This is a genomic window from Paraburkholderia xenovorans (assembly GCF_046030735.1).
Taxonomy (GTDB): Bacteria; Pseudomonadota; Gammaproteobacteria; order Burkholderiales; family Burkholderiaceae; genus Paraburkholderia; species Paraburkholderia xenovorans_A.
Map to the genome: position 1 here is coordinate 138,516 of NZ_JAQQBV010000006.1, position 17,437 is coordinate 155,952.

The following is a 17,437-nucleotide window of genomic DNA, read 5'->3' on the forward strand; positions in this document are numbered from 1 at the left end:
GGCACGTATCTTCGCTTAATTTTCAACCAACTTCAGGATCTTTCATGGCAGTCATTCGTCACCACGTCGGCAAGCGCCTCTCGGAAATCGCCGTGCATAACGGCACCGTGTACCTCGCGGGCCAGATTGCCGAAGACGACGATCAGGACATCACGGGGCAGACGCGCGAAGTGCTGGGCCACATCGACCGTCTGCTCGGCGAAGTGAACAGCGACAAGTCGCAGTTGCTGTCGGTGCAGATCTACATCTCGGATATGGTGCATTTCGCCGGCATGAACGCGGTGTGGGACGAGTGGGTCGCGCAGGGCGACACGCCGCCGCGCGCCACGGTCGAAGCCCGGCTCGCGAACCCGAAGTGCCTCGTCGAGATCGTCGTGGTCGCGGCGCAGCGCAGCCAGGCATAGTGCAGAAGCCGTTGTTGAAACTCCGTTGATCCGTATGGCCCGGTGGGCCGTCGCACCATGACTACCGAAATCGTTCCGAGTACGCCGAGCCGCATCCCTTCCTTCGACGAAGCGATGGCGTTCGTGCGCGAACATGCGGGCGAGGTGCGGCTCTCGTCGGGCGAAATGCTCGCGGATCATGCGGCGGGTACCGCGTCGATCATGCGCACGCTCAACGTCGATCCGCCCGCGGTGCTGGCGGCGGCGCTGTTCGCGCTCACGCCGCATCTGCAGGACCCGGAGCGGGTGATCGCGGACAACTTCGGCGAAGAAGTCGCGCAACTGGTTAGCGACGTGCGCAAGTTGCTGCGTCTTGGCACGGTCAGTTTGCGCGCCGCGCAGAATGCGATTCCCGAAGCCGGGCGCGACGCGCAGGCCGCACGCCGCGCGCAGGTCGAAGCGCTGCGCAAGATGCTGCTTGCGTTCGCGCAGGACATCCGGGTGGTGTTGATCCGCCTCGCGTCGCGTGTGCAATCGCTGCGCTATTACGCGGCCGCGAAAATCACGCCGTCGCCGGATGTCGCGCGCGAAACGCTCGATATTTACGCGCCGCTCGCGAACCGGCTCGGTATCTGGCAACTGAAGTGGGAGCTCGAGGATCTCGCGTTCCGTTTCGAGGAACCGGCTACCTACAAGCGCATTGCGAAGCTGCTCGATGAAAAACGCGTCGAGCGCGAGAGCTATGTCGCGCAGGCGATCGCGCGCCTGCAGCAGGAACTGGCTGCGGCGCACGTCCCGGCCGAGGTCAGCGGCCGGCCGAAACACATCTACAGCATCTGGCGCAAGATGCACGGCAAAGAGATCGACTTCGCCGAGTTGTACGACGTGCGCGCGTTTCGCGTGATCGTGCCGGACATCAAGGATTGCTACACCGTGCTCGGCATCGTGCACAACCTGTGGCAACCCGTGCCGAGAGAGTTCGACGACTACATTTCGCGGCCCAAGCCGAACGGCTACAAGTCGCTGCATACGGTGGTGATCGGCGACGACGGTCGTGCGTTCGAAGTCCAGATCCGCACGCAGGAAATGCATCAGTTCGCCGAATACGGCGTGGCCGCGCACTGGCGTTACAAGGAAGCCGGCACGCGCGGTTACGCGGGCCAGTTCAGCGCCAATGAGAAGTACGACGAGAAGATCGCGTGGTTGCGTCAACTGCTTGCGTGGAAAGACGAAGTCTCGGAAGGCGAGCACGGCGAGAAGCGTGCGGCCCAACCGTGGGAGCAACTACGCCAGGCCACGCTCGACGACGACCACATTTACGTGCTGACACCGCAAGCGCGCGTGATTCCGTTGCCGCACGGCGCGACGCCGGTGGACTTCGCGTACCACCTGCATAGCGAGTTGGGGCATCGCTGCCGCGGCGCGCGCGTCGACGGTGCGATGGTGCCGCTCAATACGCAGTTGCAGAACGGGCAGACGGTCGAGATCGTTGCGGTAAAGGAAGGTGGGCCGTCGCGTGACTGGCTCAATCCGCAACTAGGCTATCTGCAAAGCCATCGGGCGCGGCAGAAGGTGCGCGCGTGGTTCAACGCGGTCGAAGTGCAGGAGCACATCTCGAGCGGCCGCGCGATGGTTGAAAAGACCTTGCAGCGCGAGGGCAAGACTTCGGTCAATCTCGATCAGCTTGCCGCCAGACTCGGCTTCAAGACGACCGACGATCTGTTCTCCGTGGTCGGCAAGGAAGAGTTCAGCCTGCGGCTCGTCGAACAGGCGCTGCACGATGCGCCGCCGCCCGAGCCGGTAGTCGAGGCGCCCGAGCACTTCGAGAAGCGCAGCAGCGGCGCGAGTGTTGCGCGCGGTGCTTCCACGGGCGTGCTGGTGGTCGGCGTCGACGCGTTGCTCACGCAACTGGCGCGTTGCTGCCGTCCCGCTCCGCCGGACGACATCAGCGGTTTTGTAACGCGCGGCAAGGGCATGTCGATTCATCGCAGCGATTGCCCGACGTTTCTGCGGATGGCCGAGCGTGCGCCGGAGCGTGTGCTGCAAACCGCGTGGTCGGCGGACGTGATGAGCGGGCGCGGCCAGTCCGTTTATCCGGTCGATCTCAGCATCGAAGCGACCGACCGGCAGGGTCTGTTGCGCGATATTTCCGAAGTGTTCGCGCGCGAGAAAATGAATGTGATCGGCGTGAAGACGCAATCGCGCCGCAACGCTGCGTTCATGCAATTCACGGTCGAGGTGTCGAGCGCCGCGCAGATTCAGCGCGCGTGCACGATACTCGGCGAAGTGACGGGCGTGGTGCGCGCGTCGAGAAAGAACTGATGGGCTGCGATGCGTGTGCCGTGACAAAAGCACGTGGGCACGGATTTAAAGTCGGTGCATAAAAGTACTTGCCAACTGCTGTGGCGCTCCATATAATCTCGTTTCTTCAGGCTCGTAGCTCAGCTGGTTAGAGCACCACCTTGACATGGTGGGGGTCGTTGGTTCGAGTCCAATCGAGCCTACCAACGAAAGAGAAATTCCGGTTTTGCCGGGGTTTCGCAAACTGCAGCAAGCGCTTTGGCGCAAAAGGCGAATACGGTTATGACACCGCGAACGTTGACCGAAACCACTTCGGAGCGACGCTAGTCGAGGACCACTTTCGCCAATGTAGTTTGCAGGAAATGTGAATGCGGCCCCTCGAAAGCGGGGCCGCATTTTTTTTGGCTTGTTTGATGGTTGTATGTGCCGCCGCCGGTCGGCACCACGGAGAACGCAATGGTTTCGATACGTCTGCCTGATGGTTCTGTTCGACAGTACGAGCATCCGGTGACCGTCGCCGAAGTGGCCGCGTCGATCGGCCCCGGCCTCGCGAAGGCCGCGCTCGGCGGCAAGATCGACGGTGAGCTGGTCGATACGTCCACGCTGATCGATCACGACGTGGCGCTGGCCATCGTCACCGAGAAAGATGCCGACGGCCTCGATATCATTCGCCACTCCACGGCTCACTTGCTCGCGTACGCGGTGAAGGATCTGTTTCCGCAAGCACAAGTCACGATCGGTCCGGTCATCGACAACGGCTTTTACTACGATTTCGCGTACAGCCGTCCTTTCACGCCGGAAGATCTCGAGAAGATCGAAAAGCGCATGCAGGAGCTCGCGAAGAAAGACGAGCCGGTGTCGCGCCGCGTGGTGTCGCGCGACGAAGCGGTCGACTACTTCAAGAGCATCGGCGAGAAGTACAAGGCTGAAATCATCGAATCGATTCCGTCCAGCGACGACATCAAACTGTATTCGCACGGCAGCTTTACCGATCTTTGCCGCGGCCCGCACGTGCCGTCCACCGGCAAATTGAAGGTCTTCAAGTTGATGAAGGTTGCCGGCGCCTACTGGCGCGGCGACTCGAAGAACGAGCAGTTGCAGCGCATCTACGGTACGGCCTGGACGAAGAAGGAAGATCAGGAAGCGTACTTGCACATGCTCGAGGAAGCGGAAAAGCGCGACCACCGCAAGCTCGGCAAGCAACTCGATCTGTTCCACATGCAGGACGAGTCGCCGGGCATGGTGTTCTGGCATCCGCGTGGCTGGACGTTGTGGCAGCAGGTGGAGCAGTACATGCGCCGCCGCGTGAACGACGCCGGTTACCTCGAAATCAAGACGCCGATGATCATGGACCGCTCGCTCTGGGAAGCGTCGGGCCATTGGCAGAACTATCGTGAAAACATGTTCACGACGGAATCGGAAAAGCGCGACTACGCGATCAAGCCGATGAACTGCCCGGGTCACGTGCAGGTGTTCAATCACGGCCTGCGTTCGTACCGCGATCTGCCGCTGCGTTACGCGGAATTCGGCTCGTGCCATCGCAACGAATCGTCAGGCGCGCTGCATGGCCTGATGCGCGTGCGCGGCTTCGTGCAGGACGACGCGCACATTTTCTGTACCGAAGACCAGTTCATCAGCGAATCGATCGCGTTCAATACGTTGGCGATGAGCGTCTATAAGGACTTCGGTTTCGACAACGTCGAGATCAAGCTGTCGTTGCGCCCGGATTCGCGCGCGGGTACGGATGAAACCTGGGATCGCGCGGAGCAGGGTCTGCGTGACGCGCTCACCGCTTGCGGCGTGACGTGGGAAGAATTGCCGGGCGAGGGCGCGTTCTACGGGCCGAAGGTCGAGTACCACATCAAGGACGCGCTGGGCCGCTCGTGGCAATGCGGCACGTTGCAGCTCGATATGGTGCTGCCGGAGCGCCTCGGCGCCGAATATGTCGCGGAAGACAATAGCCGCCGCCGGCCGATCATGTTGCACCGGGCTATCGTCGGTTCGATGGAGCGTTTCCTCGGCATTCTGATCGAGCACCATGCTGGTGCAATGCCGTCGTGGCTTGCTCCGATGCAGGTCGTGGTGATGAATATCGCCGAAAGTCAGGCGGAATATGCGCAGTCGCTGGCCCAATCGTTGCAAAAACAAGGGGTTAGAGTAGAGGCCGATTTGCGCAACGAGAAGATTAGCTATAAAATACGCGAGCACACGCTGGAAAAGGTCCCGTACCTGCTGGTGGTCGGCGATAAAGAGCGTGAAGCCCAAACGGTAGCCGTGCGTGCCCGTGGTGGTGTCGATCTGGGCGTGATGCCTCTCGATACTTTCATTGATCGTCTGCGCCAGGACGTGCAGTCGTTCAACTGAGCCACTTGCAGCCCGGCTCGTTTTTTTAATTTTTAGAGGAAACGTAACATCGCTACTGATAAGTCTGCGCACCGCATCAACGGTGAAATTACGGCACCCGAGGTGCGTCTGGTCGGAGTCGAGAACGAACCGCTCGGCATCGTGAAACTCGCTGATGCGTTCCGCATGTCGGAACAGCAGGATGTGGATCTGGTCGAAATCGCGCCGCAAGCGGTTCCGCCGGTCTGCCGTCTGATGGATTACGGCAAGTTCAAGTACTCGGAAGCGAAGAAGCAGCACGAGGCCAAGCTCAAGCAGAAGGTCGTCCAGGTCAAGGAAGTCAAATTCCGCCCGGGTACCGACGACGGCGACTACAACGTCAAGCTGCGCAACCTCATCCGCTTCCTTGAAGACGGCGACAAGACGAAAATCACGTTGCGTTTCCGCGGCCGCGAAATGGCCCACCAGGAAATCGGTATGCGCATGCTCGAACGCCTGCGCACCGACCTCGACGAAGTCGGTCAGGTCGAGCAAATGCCGAAAATGGAAGGGCGCCAGATGATCATGGTGCTCGCTCCAAAGAAAAAGAAGTAAGCAGCCGGAGTGGCGGCGCGCCGTGTGGCGCGAGCTTCGGGTGTTAAAGGTTGAAGGATGTCGTGCCGGGTGTCCGGTGCGGCATCGGCAGGTTTCGGAATGGTGCGTATAAAAGCGCACTGCTTCCCGAAAAGCGGCTGCTGGGGGTATCGGCGGTCTGCATACCAAGTGGAATGGGTTTCGAAGGGCGGGTAATGGTCATCAGACCGACCGCACACCCATGTCCATCTAATAATGGAGTTGTCATGCCGAAGATGAAGACCAAGAAGAGTGCTGCAAAGCGCTTCGTGGTGCGTCCGGGCGGTACCGTCAAGCGCGGTCAAGCCTTCAAGCGCCACATTCTTACCAAGAAGACCACCAAGAACAAACGCCATTTGCGCGGTTCGACGGCAGTTCATGATTCCGATCTGAACTCCGTGCGCGCAATGCTGCCGTTCGCTTAACCCTTAACCGACACTCATAGGAGCAAGACATGCCTCGAGTAAAACGTGGGGTTACCGCACGGGCCCGTCACAAGAAGATCATCAAGCTGGCCAAGGGTTACCGCGGCCGTCGCAATAACGTCTATCGCATCGCCAAGCAGGCGGTCATGCGCGCAGGCCAATACGCCTACCGCGATCGCCGCAACAAGAAGCGTGTGTTCCGTGCATTGTGGATCACGCGTATCAACGCGGCGGTGCGTCAGCACGACATGACGTACAGCGTGTTCATCAACGGCCTGAAGAAGGCTTCGATCGAACTCGACCGCAAGGTGCTGGCCGACATGGCTGTGTTCGACAAGGCTGCTTTTGCTGCGATCGTTCAGCAGGTGAAAGCCGCCGTTGCAGCCTGATTGCGCTTCTGGCAATTAACACTGCGTGGTTCGTTGCAGCGAACATCCGGTAGTCTCGGTGACGCTGCAGCAAAAACGGGGCTCCTCACCGAGCCCCGTTTTTGTTGGTTGAACCAGTTTTGCTTCGATTGAACACTGACGTTGAAAGATGGGATCAATGGATCTGGACCAGATTGTCGCCGACGCGCAAAAAGCCTTCGCAGAAGCCTCCGACGTCACCACCCTCGAGAACGAGAAAGCCCGCTTTCTTGGTAAATCGGGTGCGCTGACCGAGCTGTTGAAGGGCCTTGGCAAACTCGATCCCGAAACGCGCAAGACCGAAGGCGCACGGATCAACCTCGTCAAGCAACAAGTGGAAGCCGCGTTGACGGCCCGCCGTCAGGCTCTCGCCGACGCGTTGCTGAACCAGCGCCTCGCCGCTGAAGCCATCGACATCACGCTGCCCGGCCGCAGCACCGGTGCAGGCAGCCTGCACCCGGTGATGCGCACGTGGGAGCGCGTCGAACAGATTTTCCGTACGATCGGATTCGACGTGGCCGACGGCCCCGAAATCGAAACCGACTGGTACAACTTCACCTCGCTGAACAGCCCGGAGAATCATCCGGCGCGTTCGATGCAGGACACGTTCTACGTCGACGGCAAGGATGCCGACGGCCGTCAACTGCTGTTGCGCACCCATACGAGCCCGATGCAGGTGCGCTATGCGCGCACCAACACGCCGCCGATCAAAGTGATCGTGCCGGGCCGCACGTATCGTGTGGACAGCGACGCGACGCACTCGCCGATGTTCAACCAGGTCGAAGGCCTGTGGATCGACGAGAACATCAGCTTCGCGGACCTGAAGGGCGTCTATACCGACTTCCTGAAAAAATTCTTCGAACGCGACGACATTCTCGTGCGCTTCCGTCCGTCGTATTTCCCGTTCACCGAACCGTCGGCCGAGATCGACATGAAGTTCGAAACGGGCAAGAACGCGGGCAAGTGGCTCGAAATTTCGGGTTCCGGCCAGGTTCACCCAACCGTGATCCGCAACATGGGTCTCGACCCGGAGCGCTATATCGGCTTTGCTTTCGGCAGCGGCCTCGAGCGGCTCACGATGTTGCGTTACGGCGTGCAGGACCTGCGTCTGTTTTTCGAAAACGACCTGCGTTTCCTGCGTCAATTCGCGTGAGCCCGCGCGTATCGACGCGACGAGCATAGAGCGCGGCACCGCACAGCGTGCGTGCCGCCAGCGTCCCCGGCAGTGCCTGATGAACATGCAGCAGAATCACGCAGCAATCGGCACCGCCGGACGTGGACCCAACCTGATCAGAACGTACACAGAACCATGCAATTCCCGGAATCCTGGCTGAGAACCTTTGTCGATCCGCAACTGACGACCGACGAACTGTCGCACGCGTTGACGATGGCGGGTCTCGAAGTCGAAGACCTGCGGCCGGCCGCGCCGCCGACTTCGAAGATCGTGGTCGGCCAGGTGCTGGAAGTCGTCAAGCACCCGGACGCGGACAAGCTCAACGTGTGTCAGGTCGACGCAGGCACGGGCGCGACGCTGAACATCGTGTGCGGTGCGCCGAATGTCGCGCCGGGCATCAAGGTGCCCGTCGCACTGGTTGGCGCGCAATTGCCGCCGGCCGAAGAGGGCGCCGCGCCGTTCGCGATCAAGCTCTCGAAGCTGCGCGGCGTGGAAAGCCAGGGCATGCTGTGCTCGGCACGCGAACTGAAGCTGTCGGAAGATCATAGCGGCCTGATGATCCTGCCGGAAGATACGCCGATCGGCCAGGACATCCGCGAAACGCTCAATCTCGACGACACCGTTTTCGAAATCAAGCTGACGCCGAACAAGGCAGACTGCCTGTCGGTGTTCGGCGTGGCGCGCGAGACCTCGGCGATCACCGGCGCACCGCTGCGTCCACTCGACATCAAGCCGGCGCAAGTAAAGCTGAACGAAACGCTGCCCGTCAAAATTTCGGCGCCCGATCTGTGCGGCCGTTTTTCCGGCCGCGTGATCCGTGGCGTGAACGCACGCGCGAAGTCGCCGCAATGGATGGTGCAGCGTCTGGAGCGTTCGGGTCAGCGCAGCATTTCCGCGCTCGTCGATATTTCGAACTACGTGATGCTCGAACTCGGCCGGCCGTCGCACGTGTTCGATCTGGACAAGATCCACGGCGGTATGGACGTGCGTTGGGGCCGCAAAGGCGAAACGCTGAAGCTGTTGAACGGCAATACGGTCGAACTCGACGAAAGCGTCGGCGTGATCGCCGATGAGCAGCATATCGAAAGTCTGGCCGGCATCATGGGCGGCGACAGCACGGCCGTTACGCTCGACACCACCCACATCTATCTCGAAGCCGCGTTCTGGTGGCCGGACAGCATTCGTGGCCGCTCGCGCAAGTACAACTTCTCGACCGATGCGGGTCATCGTTTCGAGCGCGGTGTCGACTACGCGACCACCGTCGATCATATCGAACGCATCACCCAACTGATCCTCGACATTTGCGGTGGTGAAGCCGGTCCCGTCGACGATCAGATCGTCAATGTGCCCAGGCGCGAGCCGGTGAAAATGCGGGTCGCGCGCGCGAACCGCATCATCGGTATCGAGATCGGCGCGGAAGAAATCGCGCAGATTTTCACGCGTCTCGGCCTCACGTTCGAACGCGACGGCGATACGTTCTCCGTGCTGCCGCCGTCGTACCGTTTCGATATCGAAATCGAAGAAGACCTGATTGAAGAAGTCGCGCGTATTTACGGCTTCGAAAAGATTCCGGCGCGTCCGCCGGTCGCGACCAGCGAGATGCTGCCGACCAACGAAACGCAGCGCTCGATTCACGTGATCCGTCACGCGCTCGCCGCGCGCGATTACGCGGAAACGGTCAACTTCAGTTTCGTCGACGCGGAATGGGAACAGGATTTCGCCGGCAACGACACGCCGGTGCGTCTGCTGAATCCGATCGCGAGCCAGTTGTCCGTGATGCGTACCACGCTGTTCGGCAGCCTGATCAACGTGCTGCGCACGAACCTGAATCGCCGCGCAGCCGATCGCGTGCGCGTGTTCGAAGCCGGTCGCGTGTTCCTGCACGATCCGTCGATCAAGGCGGGTGAGTTGACCGTCGAAGGCTTCGCGCAACCGAAGATGATCGGCGGTCTCGCGTACGGTCCCGCGCTCGAAGAGCAGTGGGGCGCGCCGACCCGCACCGTCGATTACTTCGACGTGAAGGGCGATCTGGAAGCGCTGCTCGCGCCGGCGGTGGCACGTTTCGTGAAGGCCGAGCATCCGGCATTGCATCCGGGACGCAGCGCGCGTATCGAACTCGACGGCCGCGCGGTGGGTTGGATTGGTGAATTGCATCCGCGCTGGATGCAGAAATATGATTTGCCGCATGCACCGATTCTTTTTGAAATCGAAGCAGAAGCATTAATGCACCGTGTATTGCCGACGCCGTCTGAAGTTTCTAGATTCCAGCCGGTGCGCCGTGATATTGCGGTGGTCGTCGATCAGAAAATCGAGGTTCAGGCGCTGTTGGACGAGCTGCAGAAGGCTCAGTCCGAGGTGGCTTGCAAGACCGTCCAGAGGGTTGCGCTTTTCGACGAATTCCGTCCAAAATCAAACACTTCCGGTGGTCTGGCCGCTCACGAGAAAAGCCTTGCGTTCCGCGTTACGTTGCAAGATACTGGCGGAACCCTTCAGGATGAGACGGTCGATCTGGCCATTCAAACTCTGGTGGAACGTCTGGCTCGAGTATATGGCGCACGGTTGCGCGGATAACCCGCATTTAACAATTGCACGGCTGTTTCCGCATTCGATGTTTTTAGCTTGGCGCGCCATTTGATAGATATGAATGAAATGAACTCGAGTGATTTCGAAGCCCTTCTTACGGCGCAACGCAGCGCCATGATTCGCGATATTCCGACATCACCCGCGACCGTTTCCAGCGAAACGCCGACGCTGACTAAAGCTGAACTTGCCGAGTTGCTGTTCGACAATGTCGGGCTCAACAAGCGGGAAGCGAAAGACATGGTCGAAGCGTTTTTCGAGGTGATCCGCGATGCGCTGGAAAGTGGCGACAGCGTGAAGCTGTCGGGGTTCGGCAACTTCCAGTTGCGCGACAAGCCCCAGCGTCCCGGCAGAAACCCGAAGACCGGCGAGGCGATCCCGATCGCCGCGCGCCGTGTCGTGACGTTCCATGCAAGTCAAAAGCTGAAAGCACTGGTCGAGAACGGCGCCGAAGCAAGCTTCGCGCGCTGATCGACCGGCGCGTTCCTGCGCAACCCACCACGACGGCTAACTGACGATGACAGCGACGATCGAAAAAGTCGTCTTGCCTCCGATTCCGGCGAAGCGCTACTTCACGATTGGTGAGGTCAGCGAACTATGTGGCGTGAAGCCGCATGTGTTGCGCTACTGGGAGCAGGAGTTCACGCAGTTGAGGCCGGTGAAGCGGCGCGGTAATCGTCGGTACTACCAGCATCATGAGGTGCTGTTGATCCGGCGGATTCGTGAGTTGTTGTATGAGCAGGGTTTCACGATCAACGGCGCGCGCAACCGGCTCGATTCGCATGGTGGTGGCGCACAGGGGGCGCCCGCTGAGGTTGCCAATGAAGCCCATGAGGGTTTGGCAGCAGCAGCGGCTCCTGCGGCAACTACAGCGGCAACTACAGCGGCAACTACAGCGGCGGCTGCGGTCGATGTCGAACAGTTGCGTAAGGAATTGCTCGGCGTGATCGATCTGTTGGGTCACTAGTTCGCTTTGTTGGCGGACAACGGTTCTAATCGAATGAAGTGTCTGTTATAATTTTTAGCTGTTCGGGGCGTAGCGCAGCCTGGTAGCGTACCTGCATGGGGTGCAGGTGGTCGGAGGTTCAAATCCTCTCGCCCCGACCAAAGACATAGCCCGGAAAATCGCAAGGTTTTCCGGGCTTTCTCGTTTACGCCGCCTGGGCAAAACACGCTGTGCGTCGAAGGAGTAAAAACGCTCCTCAATCCCACTCAGCCGCAAGCCCTTGCGGACTAACCTCGCGCCCATTCCGCTCAAGCGCAGCGATCTCACGCATATCCTCATCGGACAATCGCACACTCGCCGCCAGCAAATTACTCGCCAGATTCTCGCGCTTTGTCGACGACGGAATCACCGAATAACCGAGCTGCATCGCCCACGCCAATGCGATCTGCGCGGGCGTCGATTGATGCCGTTGCGCGATCGCGCCGATCACCGGGTCCTGCAGAACCTTCCCGTACGCGAGCGTCATATACGACGTGACGTGAATGCCTTCGTCCTGCAGAAACCCGACCACTCTACGGTTCTGCAGATAAGGGCTCAGCTCGATCTGATTGGTCGCGATCGTATCCTTGCCGACCGCGGCCATCGCCTCGCGCGTCAGTGCGATATTGAAGTTCGAAATGCCGATCTGCTTGGTCAGGCCTTTTGCTTTCGCGTCGGCGAGCGCGCTCATGAATGCGTCGACGGATACGCCGTTGCCGGGCGCCGGCCAATGGATCAGCGTGAGGTCCACGTGGTCTGTGCGCAGCTTGCTCAGGCTTTCCTCGAGGCTCGGCACGAGCTTGTCTTTCGCGTAGTTGTCGACCCAGATTTTGGTGGTCAGAAAAAGGTCTTTGCGCGCCACACCGGACGTTGCGATCGCTTCGCCGACCTCGGCTTCGTTGCCGTAGATCTGCGCGGTGTCGATCGCGCGGTAGCCGAGTTCGAGGCCGTTGCGCACGGAATCGATCACCACCTGGCCTTGCAGACGGAATGTGCCCAGGCCGAAAGCGGGAATGCTGCTCATGAGGTTCTCCAACACGTTAATGAAAAATGAAAATGCGAGACTACGTTCAAGGTGTACGACACAACGCAACCGCTATAAAACCGCTACGAAGCTGCTAAAAGCCATCAAGACGCCGCAACGAGTTTCGCCCGTCGCTGCTGAGCCATCTGCAGCAGCACGAGTAACAGCCCGCTGGTCGCGATCGCAGCGCCGACGAGCGGCACCGCGTCATAACCGAATCCCGCCGAAATAGCCGCTCCGCCTGCCGCTGCGCCGAGCGCGTTGCCGAGATTGAACGCGCCGACGTTCACCGAAGACGCGAGCCCCGGTGCTTCGCTCGCCGCACGCATCACGCGCATCTGCAACGGCGGAACGACCGCGAAGGTCGCGATGCCCCACACGAGAACACTACCGGCGGCGCCGAGGTGCGTTCTTGCGAGAACTGGGAACGCGAGCATCACGGCGACGAGCAGCGACAGAAACACGATCAGGCTGCCGTTCAACGATCGATCGGCCAGCCGCCCGCCGGCCATGTTGCCGATCGAAAAGCCTACGCCGATCAACACCAGCATCGCGGTCACGAAACCGGGCGACGCGCCGGTGATGTGTTCGAGCGTCGGCGCGATGTACGTGTACAACGTGAACATCGCGCCGGCGCCGAGCACGGTGGTGGCGAGCGCCGTCAGCACGACGGGCCGCGTCAGCACGCGCAGCTCGCCGCGCACGTGCGGGCGTTGTCCCGCTTCGCCTCGCGGCAAGGCGGCCAGCAAGCTCAGGATCGCGAGCACGCCGAGGCCGGCGGTGGCGACGAACGACATGCGCCAGCCGATCGTCTGGCCGAGCCACGTCGCAGCCGGCACGCCGCCGATGTTGGCGATCGTCAGACCCATGAACATCGTTGCGACCGCGCTGGCCTGTTTGTGACGCGGCACCACGCTCGCGGCGACCAGCGAACCGAGCCCGAAGAACGCGCCGTGATTGAGACTCGTGACAAGGCGCGCGAGCAGCAGCGTCGTGTAGTTCGGCGCAACCGCCGACAACAGATTGCCGACGGTGAAAATGCCCATCAGCGTGATCAGCGCGCTGCGCCGCGACCAGCGCGATAGCGCGAGCGTCATCAGCGGCGCGCCGAGCATCACGCCGATCGCGTACGCGGTGATCAGCATGCCGGCGCTCGGGATCGACACGTGGACGCCCTCGGCGATGACGGGCAAGAGGCCCATCGGCGAGAACTCGGTGGTGCCGATGCCGAATGCGCCGATGGCGAGCGCCAGTAGCGCGAGCGCCGCGCCGCGGCTGTTCTGCGCGGAGGCAGAAGTAGACTGGATCATGCGGTTTGCTCCGTGGAGAGGTCGATCTGGAAGGCTGTCGGCGAAACAAATACAAAACGCCATCAGGACGAGGACGCAGTGTGCGCCCTTTACTTTTGATTAAAAACTCGTCTATAAAAGAATATGTTTTGATTTGAAATCAACAATGAATATCACACTGGATGAGTTGCAGGCCTTCGTCACGGTGGTCGACAGCGGCTCGATCACCGCGGCCGCGCAACAGCTCGATCTGACCATTTCGGCCGCGAGCCGCACGTTGGGTCGGCTCGAGAGCAAGCTCAAGACCACGCTTTTGCGTCGAACCACGCGCCGCCTCGAGCTGACGGAAGAAGGGCGCGTCTTTCTGCAGGACGCGCGGGCGATCATCGCGTCGGTCGAAGGCGCGGAAGAGCAGATGGCCGCGCGTCGCGAGCGGCCGTCGGGGCGCTTGCGTATCGACGCGGCCACGCCGTTCATGCTGCATGTGATCGTGCCGCTCGTGCAGGGTTACCGCGAGCGCTATCCGCATGTGGAACTGGAGTTCAACAGCAACGAAGGGATCATCGATCTGCTGGAGCGGCGTACCGACGTCGCTATCCGGATCGGCCGCCTGAAGGATTCGACGCTGCATAGCCGGACGATCGGCAGCAGCCGTCTGCGTATTCTTGCGAGCCCGGACTATCTGAAAGCGCACGGCCTCCCGAAGAACCGCAATGAGCTCGCGAAGCGTTCGCTGCTCGGCTTCAGCCAGCCTGAGTCGCTGAACGTGTGGCCGCTCGCCGGCGCGGACGATGAGCCGTACCGGATCACGCCGACCATCTGGTCGTCGAGCGGCGAGACGCTGCGGCAACTCGCGTTGGCGGGCGCCGGCATCGTGTGCCTGTCCGATTTCATGACGGAGCGCGATCGTCGCGAAGGGCGGCTCGTGCAGCTGTTTCCCCGCCAGACCGAAGACGTGCGTCAGCCGATCAGCGCGGTTTATTACCGCAATACCGCGATCTCTTCACGCATCGTGTCGTTCGTCGACTATCTCGTCGAAGCAGTGAAGGGCACCGAATTCGCGCGATGAGGTTCGATGAGATCGATGAAGCTCGCTCGACTCACCACAACGCCGGCACGATATCCACGAACAGTATCTTCACGATCGTCATCGCCGGAAAGATCATTGCGTAGCCGATGTCGGGTTTGTCGGTCGGCGTGAGCTTGTTCGCGAACGCGAGAATCGCCGGGTTGCCGCAAGCGCCGGCGACGATGCCCGCCACTTCGTCGTAAGGCAGCCGGTACACCAGCAGGCCGAGCAGCAGGATCGGCACGGCCAGCGCGAGCAGCACGAGCGCGCCGAGGCCCAGCATCAGCAGACCGGTTTCCGACACGGTCGCCGCGAACTTCGGTCCGGACGACATCCCCACCTGCGCAAGAAAAATCGTCAGACCCAGATTGCGCATCACCAGATTCGCGGGCAGCGGCATGCTCCAGTTGATGCTGCCGGTGCGCCGCAGCTTGCCGAGCACGAGCGCGACGATCAACACGCCGCATAAGCCGAGCGCCAACGCGCCGAGACCGGGCAGCGGAATCTGGATCGCGCCGACCAGAAAGCCGAGCGCCATGCCGAGCCCGACCGAGATGTAGCTGAACTCCGCTGTGCCTTTGATCGAATCGCCGAAGAACGCGCGCACGACGGGAAATGCCGCGCGTTTAGTCAGCAGGCCGACGCGGTCGCCGAATTCGAGGATCAGATCGGGGCGCGGCATGATGTCGGCGTCGCCGCGGCGCACATGCGCGACGATCGACCCTTCCGGCAACGCGAGTTCGCCGAGCGGGCGGCCGACCACATTCGCGCGCGACGCGAACACGCGCAGATAGTCGAGATCGCCGCGATCGCGCAGCACGCGCCCGGGCGCGGCCTCGCCAAGACGCTGGCGGGTTTCGGCCAGCGCGCTCCCGTTGGGACTCACGGCCAGCACCACGTCGTTTTCCGCGAGCACGAGTGCGGCCGATGCCGGCGCATTGTGATGCGCGCTGCGCACGGCGACGATCTGCACGTCGGCGGGCAGCGCGGCGAGCACTTCGGCCAGGGTCTTGCCGCAGTATTCGGGGTTGCGCAGCGCGATTTCGAGGATTTCGAGCCCGGCATTCGCGGCGGCCCTGATTTTCGGCGAGAGCAGCACGAACGCGAGATAGAGCAGCAGGATCGGACCGGCCACGCCGAACGGGTAAGAGACCGAATAGCCGACCGCTGCGTCGTCGTTGCCGAGCGTCGCAATGGCGGCTTGCAGCGCGGCCGTGCTGGTGCCGGAACCGGAGAACAGCCCGAGCGCGTAGCCGGGGTTCATCTGCATGACTTTCTGGATCGCGATGCTCGCGGCGCCCGAGCAGAGCACGCCGATCAGCGCGAGGATATTCGCGCGACGGCCCGCCGCGCTCGTCAGGCCGAGGAAGAACTGCTTGCCGTACTGAACGCCGACTGTATAGAGAAACAGTGCGAGGCCGAGTGTGCCGACCATCGGCGCGGGCGCCGACTTCGGTGCGAACCAGCCGGCCGCCAGCGCGACAAAAAGCACCGCACCCACGCCGAGCGAAAACCCTTTGATATTGATCTCGCCGATGAAATAGCCGACGGCGATGGTCAGAAACAACGTCATCAACGGCTGATGCTCGAACAGGGTCTTCAGGAAATCCATAGGGGCTCCGGCAGTGGATCGGATCGGTGCTGTCTGGTCTCCTTGCTAGCGAAGTGTTTATGCCGGCTGATTAAACGTATTGCGCCGCGTCACTCCTGCCCAAGCGCAATATACCGCTGAAGGTGATGATCTTCATCCCCGAGTTGATGATCGATCATCACGAGACGCTTCGCATAATGCGCGAGCGGCAGTTCCCAGGTCATGCCGATGCCGCCGTGCAACTGAATGCATTCTTCGGCGACGAGCGCGCCGATCCGCCCAATACTGTATTTGGCCGCGGAGATCGCGCGTTCCCGCACGCGACGTTCGGCGCGCAACGCGGCGGCCGCATTGATCACCGCCGAGCGCGCCTGTTCGATCTCGAGCGACAGATCCGCCATCCGGTGTTGCAGCGCCTGGAAGCTGCCGATCGGCACGCCGAACTGCTTGCGCGTGCGCAGATAGTCGAGCGTGTAGTCCCTGGCTACGTCCATTGCGCCGACTGCTTCGGAACACAGCGCGAGCACGCCGTGAGCCAGCGCTTTTTCGAGCGTCGCGAAACCTTCGCCGGGTGCGCCGAGCAGCGCGTCGTTGCTTAACGCGACGTTGTCGAACGTGACTTCAGCAGCACGGCCGCCGTCGATCTTGCGATAGCCGCGCACGCTGACACCCACTGTATTGCTCGGTACGACGAACAGCGTGATGCCTGCTTCGGCATCGTCGGCGTGGGCCGTGCGCGCGGACACCAGCAGCAGGTTCGCGTGCTCGCCGTGCTGAACCACCGCTTTCGCGCCGGTCAACCGCCAGCCGTTGCCATTGCCGTTGCGCTGCGCATGCGTGGTCACGCGCGCGAGTTCGTAGTGGCCGTCAGGCTCACCATGCGCCAGCGCGACGATTTGCGAGCCGTCGATCAAACTGCCGAGCAGGTTTTTTTGCCCATCGTTGCCGTTCTGCACGAGCGCAGTGCCGACCATCAGCGTATCCAGAAACGGCTCGACCACGAGCCCGCGTCCGAGGCTTTCGAACAGCACGGCGATATCGAAACCGTCGCCGCCGAATCCGCCGTGTGCTTCATCGAACAACGCGCCGATCATGCCGAGGTCCGCGAATCGCTGCCACAGTTCTGCACTGAAACCCTGTGCCGAACGCGCGATACGGTCGCGGGTCTCGAAACCGTATTGCTCGCTCACGAAGCGGTTCAGCGTGTCCGCCAGCATGCGGCGGTCTTCGGTGTGCTGGAAATTCATGGCGGGC

Annotated in this window: 15 protein-coding genes and 2 tRNA genes; 13 read left to right on the plus strand and 4 right to left on the minus strand. The window is 61.4% G+C overall.

Features of this window, described 5'->3' with window-relative positions:
* The first annotated feature begins 44 nt into the window (after nucleotides 1-44).
* The 12 genes from PQQ51_RS07980 to PQQ51_RS08035 all read left to right on the plus strand — a co-directional run bounded on the left by PQQ51_RS07980 (nucleotide 45) and on the right by PQQ51_RS08035 (nucleotide 11,332).
* Nucleotides 45-404 (plus strand): RidA family protein, encoded by a 360-nt coding sequence (locus PQQ51_RS07980; protein ID WP_408496227.1) that lies wholly within the window; start codon nucleotides 45-47, stop codon nucleotides 402-404.
* A gap of 57 nt (nucleotides 405-461) precedes the next feature.
* Complete coding sequence (locus PQQ51_RS07985; RefSeq protein WP_408496228.1) at nucleotides 462-2,705, plus strand: RelA/SpoT family protein; 2,244 nt, start codon at nucleotides 462-464, stop codon at nucleotides 2,703-2,705.
* Nucleotides 2,706-2,813: 108 nt separating this feature from the next.
* Nucleotides 2,814-2,890 (plus strand) — tRNA-Val (locus PQQ51_RS07990).
* Nucleotides 2,891-3,140: 250 nt separating this feature from the next.
* On the plus strand, nucleotides 3,141-5,048 hold the full coding sequence (thrS, locus tag PQQ51_RS07995) for a threonine--tRNA ligase (RefSeq protein ID WP_408496229.1): 1,908 nt from the start codon (nucleotides 3,141-3,143) through the stop codon (nucleotides 5,046-5,048).
* A 48-nt stretch (nucleotides 5,049-5,096) separates the two neighbouring features.
* Nucleotides 5,097-5,621, plus strand: a complete 525-nt coding sequence (gene infC, locus PQQ51_RS08000) for a translation initiation factor IF-3 (protein ID WP_084585254.1) — start codon at nucleotides 5,097-5,099, stop codon at nucleotides 5,619-5,621.
* Nucleotides 5,622-5,866: 245 nt separating this feature from the next.
* On the plus strand, nucleotides 5,867-6,064 hold the full coding sequence (rpmI, locus tag PQQ51_RS08005) for a 50S ribosomal protein L35 (RefSeq protein ID WP_006052501.1): 198 nt from the start codon (nucleotides 5,867-5,869) through the stop codon (nucleotides 6,062-6,064).
* A 29-nt stretch (nucleotides 6,065-6,093) separates the two neighbouring features.
* Nucleotides 6,094-6,453 carry a 50S ribosomal protein L20 gene (gene rplT, locus PQQ51_RS08010; protein WP_006052502.1) on the plus strand — a complete coding sequence of 120 codons (360 nt, stop codon included), beginning with the start codon at nucleotides 6,094-6,096 and terminating at the stop codon, nucleotides 6,451-6,453.
* 157 nt (nucleotides 6,454-6,610) lie between these two features.
* Nucleotides 6,611-7,624 carry a phenylalanine--tRNA ligase subunit alpha gene (pheS, locus tag PQQ51_RS08015; protein WP_408496230.1) on the plus strand — a complete coding sequence of 338 codons (1,014 nt, stop codon included), beginning with the start codon at nucleotides 6,611-6,613 and terminating at the stop codon, nucleotides 7,622-7,624.
* 156 nt (nucleotides 7,625-7,780) lie between these two features.
* Entirely contained in the window at nucleotides 7,781-10,216 is a 2,436-nt protein-coding gene (gene pheT / locus PQQ51_RS08020) for a phenylalanine--tRNA ligase subunit beta (RefSeq protein ID WP_408496231.1), read from the plus strand.
* Between the two features lie 69 nt (nucleotides 10,217-10,285).
* Nucleotides 10,286-10,696 (plus strand): integration host factor subunit alpha, encoded by a 411-nt coding sequence (locus PQQ51_RS08025; protein WP_408496345.1) that lies wholly within the window; start codon nucleotides 10,286-10,288, stop codon nucleotides 10,694-10,696.
* Nucleotides 10,697-10,742: 46 nt separating this feature from the next.
* Nucleotides 10,743-11,192 carry a MerR family transcriptional regulator gene (locus PQQ51_RS08030; RefSeq protein ID WP_408496232.1) on the plus strand — a complete coding sequence of 150 codons (450 nt, stop codon included), beginning with the start codon at nucleotides 10,743-10,745 and terminating at the stop codon, nucleotides 11,190-11,192.
* Between the two features lie 63 nt (nucleotides 11,193-11,255).
* Nucleotides 11,256-11,332: transfer RNA gene (locus PQQ51_RS08035), tRNA-Pro, on the plus strand.
* Nucleotides 11,333-11,427: 95 nt separating this feature from the next.
* Here the strand turns inward: PQQ51_RS08035 and dkgB are convergent.
* Complete coding sequence (dkgB, locus tag PQQ51_RS08040; protein WP_408496233.1) at nucleotides 11,428-12,234, minus strand: 2,5-didehydrogluconate reductase DkgB; 807 nt, start codon at nucleotides 12,232-12,234, stop codon at nucleotides 11,428-11,430.
* A gap of 104 nt (nucleotides 12,235-12,338) precedes the next feature.
* Entirely contained in the window at nucleotides 12,339-13,544 is a 1,206-nt protein-coding gene (locus PQQ51_RS08045; protein ID WP_408496234.1) for an MFS transporter, read from the minus strand.
* 145 nt (nucleotides 13,545-13,689) lie between these two features.
* On the opposite strand from PQQ51_RS08045, the gene PQQ51_RS08050 reads away from it, so the two are divergent.
* On the plus strand, nucleotides 13,690-14,592 hold the full coding sequence (locus PQQ51_RS08050) for a LysR substrate-binding domain-containing protein (protein WP_408496235.1): 903 nt from the start codon (nucleotides 13,690-13,692) through the stop codon (nucleotides 14,590-14,592).
* A 31-nt stretch (nucleotides 14,593-14,623) separates the two neighbouring features.
* Here PQQ51_RS08050 and PQQ51_RS08055 read toward each other — a convergent pair whose 3' ends face one another.
* A complete protein-coding gene (locus tag PQQ51_RS08055; RefSeq protein WP_408496236.1) occupies nucleotides 14,624-16,204 on the minus strand; it encodes an aspartate:alanine exchanger family transporter in 1,581 nt (526 codons plus the stop codon).
* Between the two features lie 89 nt (nucleotides 16,205-16,293).
* The gene (locus PQQ51_RS08060) at nucleotides 16,294-17,430 is read right to left on the minus strand and encodes an acyl-CoA dehydrogenase family protein (protein WP_408496237.1); all 1,137 of its coding nucleotides are present in this window, start codon (nucleotides 17,428-17,430) and stop codon (nucleotides 16,294-16,296) included.
* Between the last annotated feature and the right edge of the window lie 7 nt (nucleotides 17,431-17,437).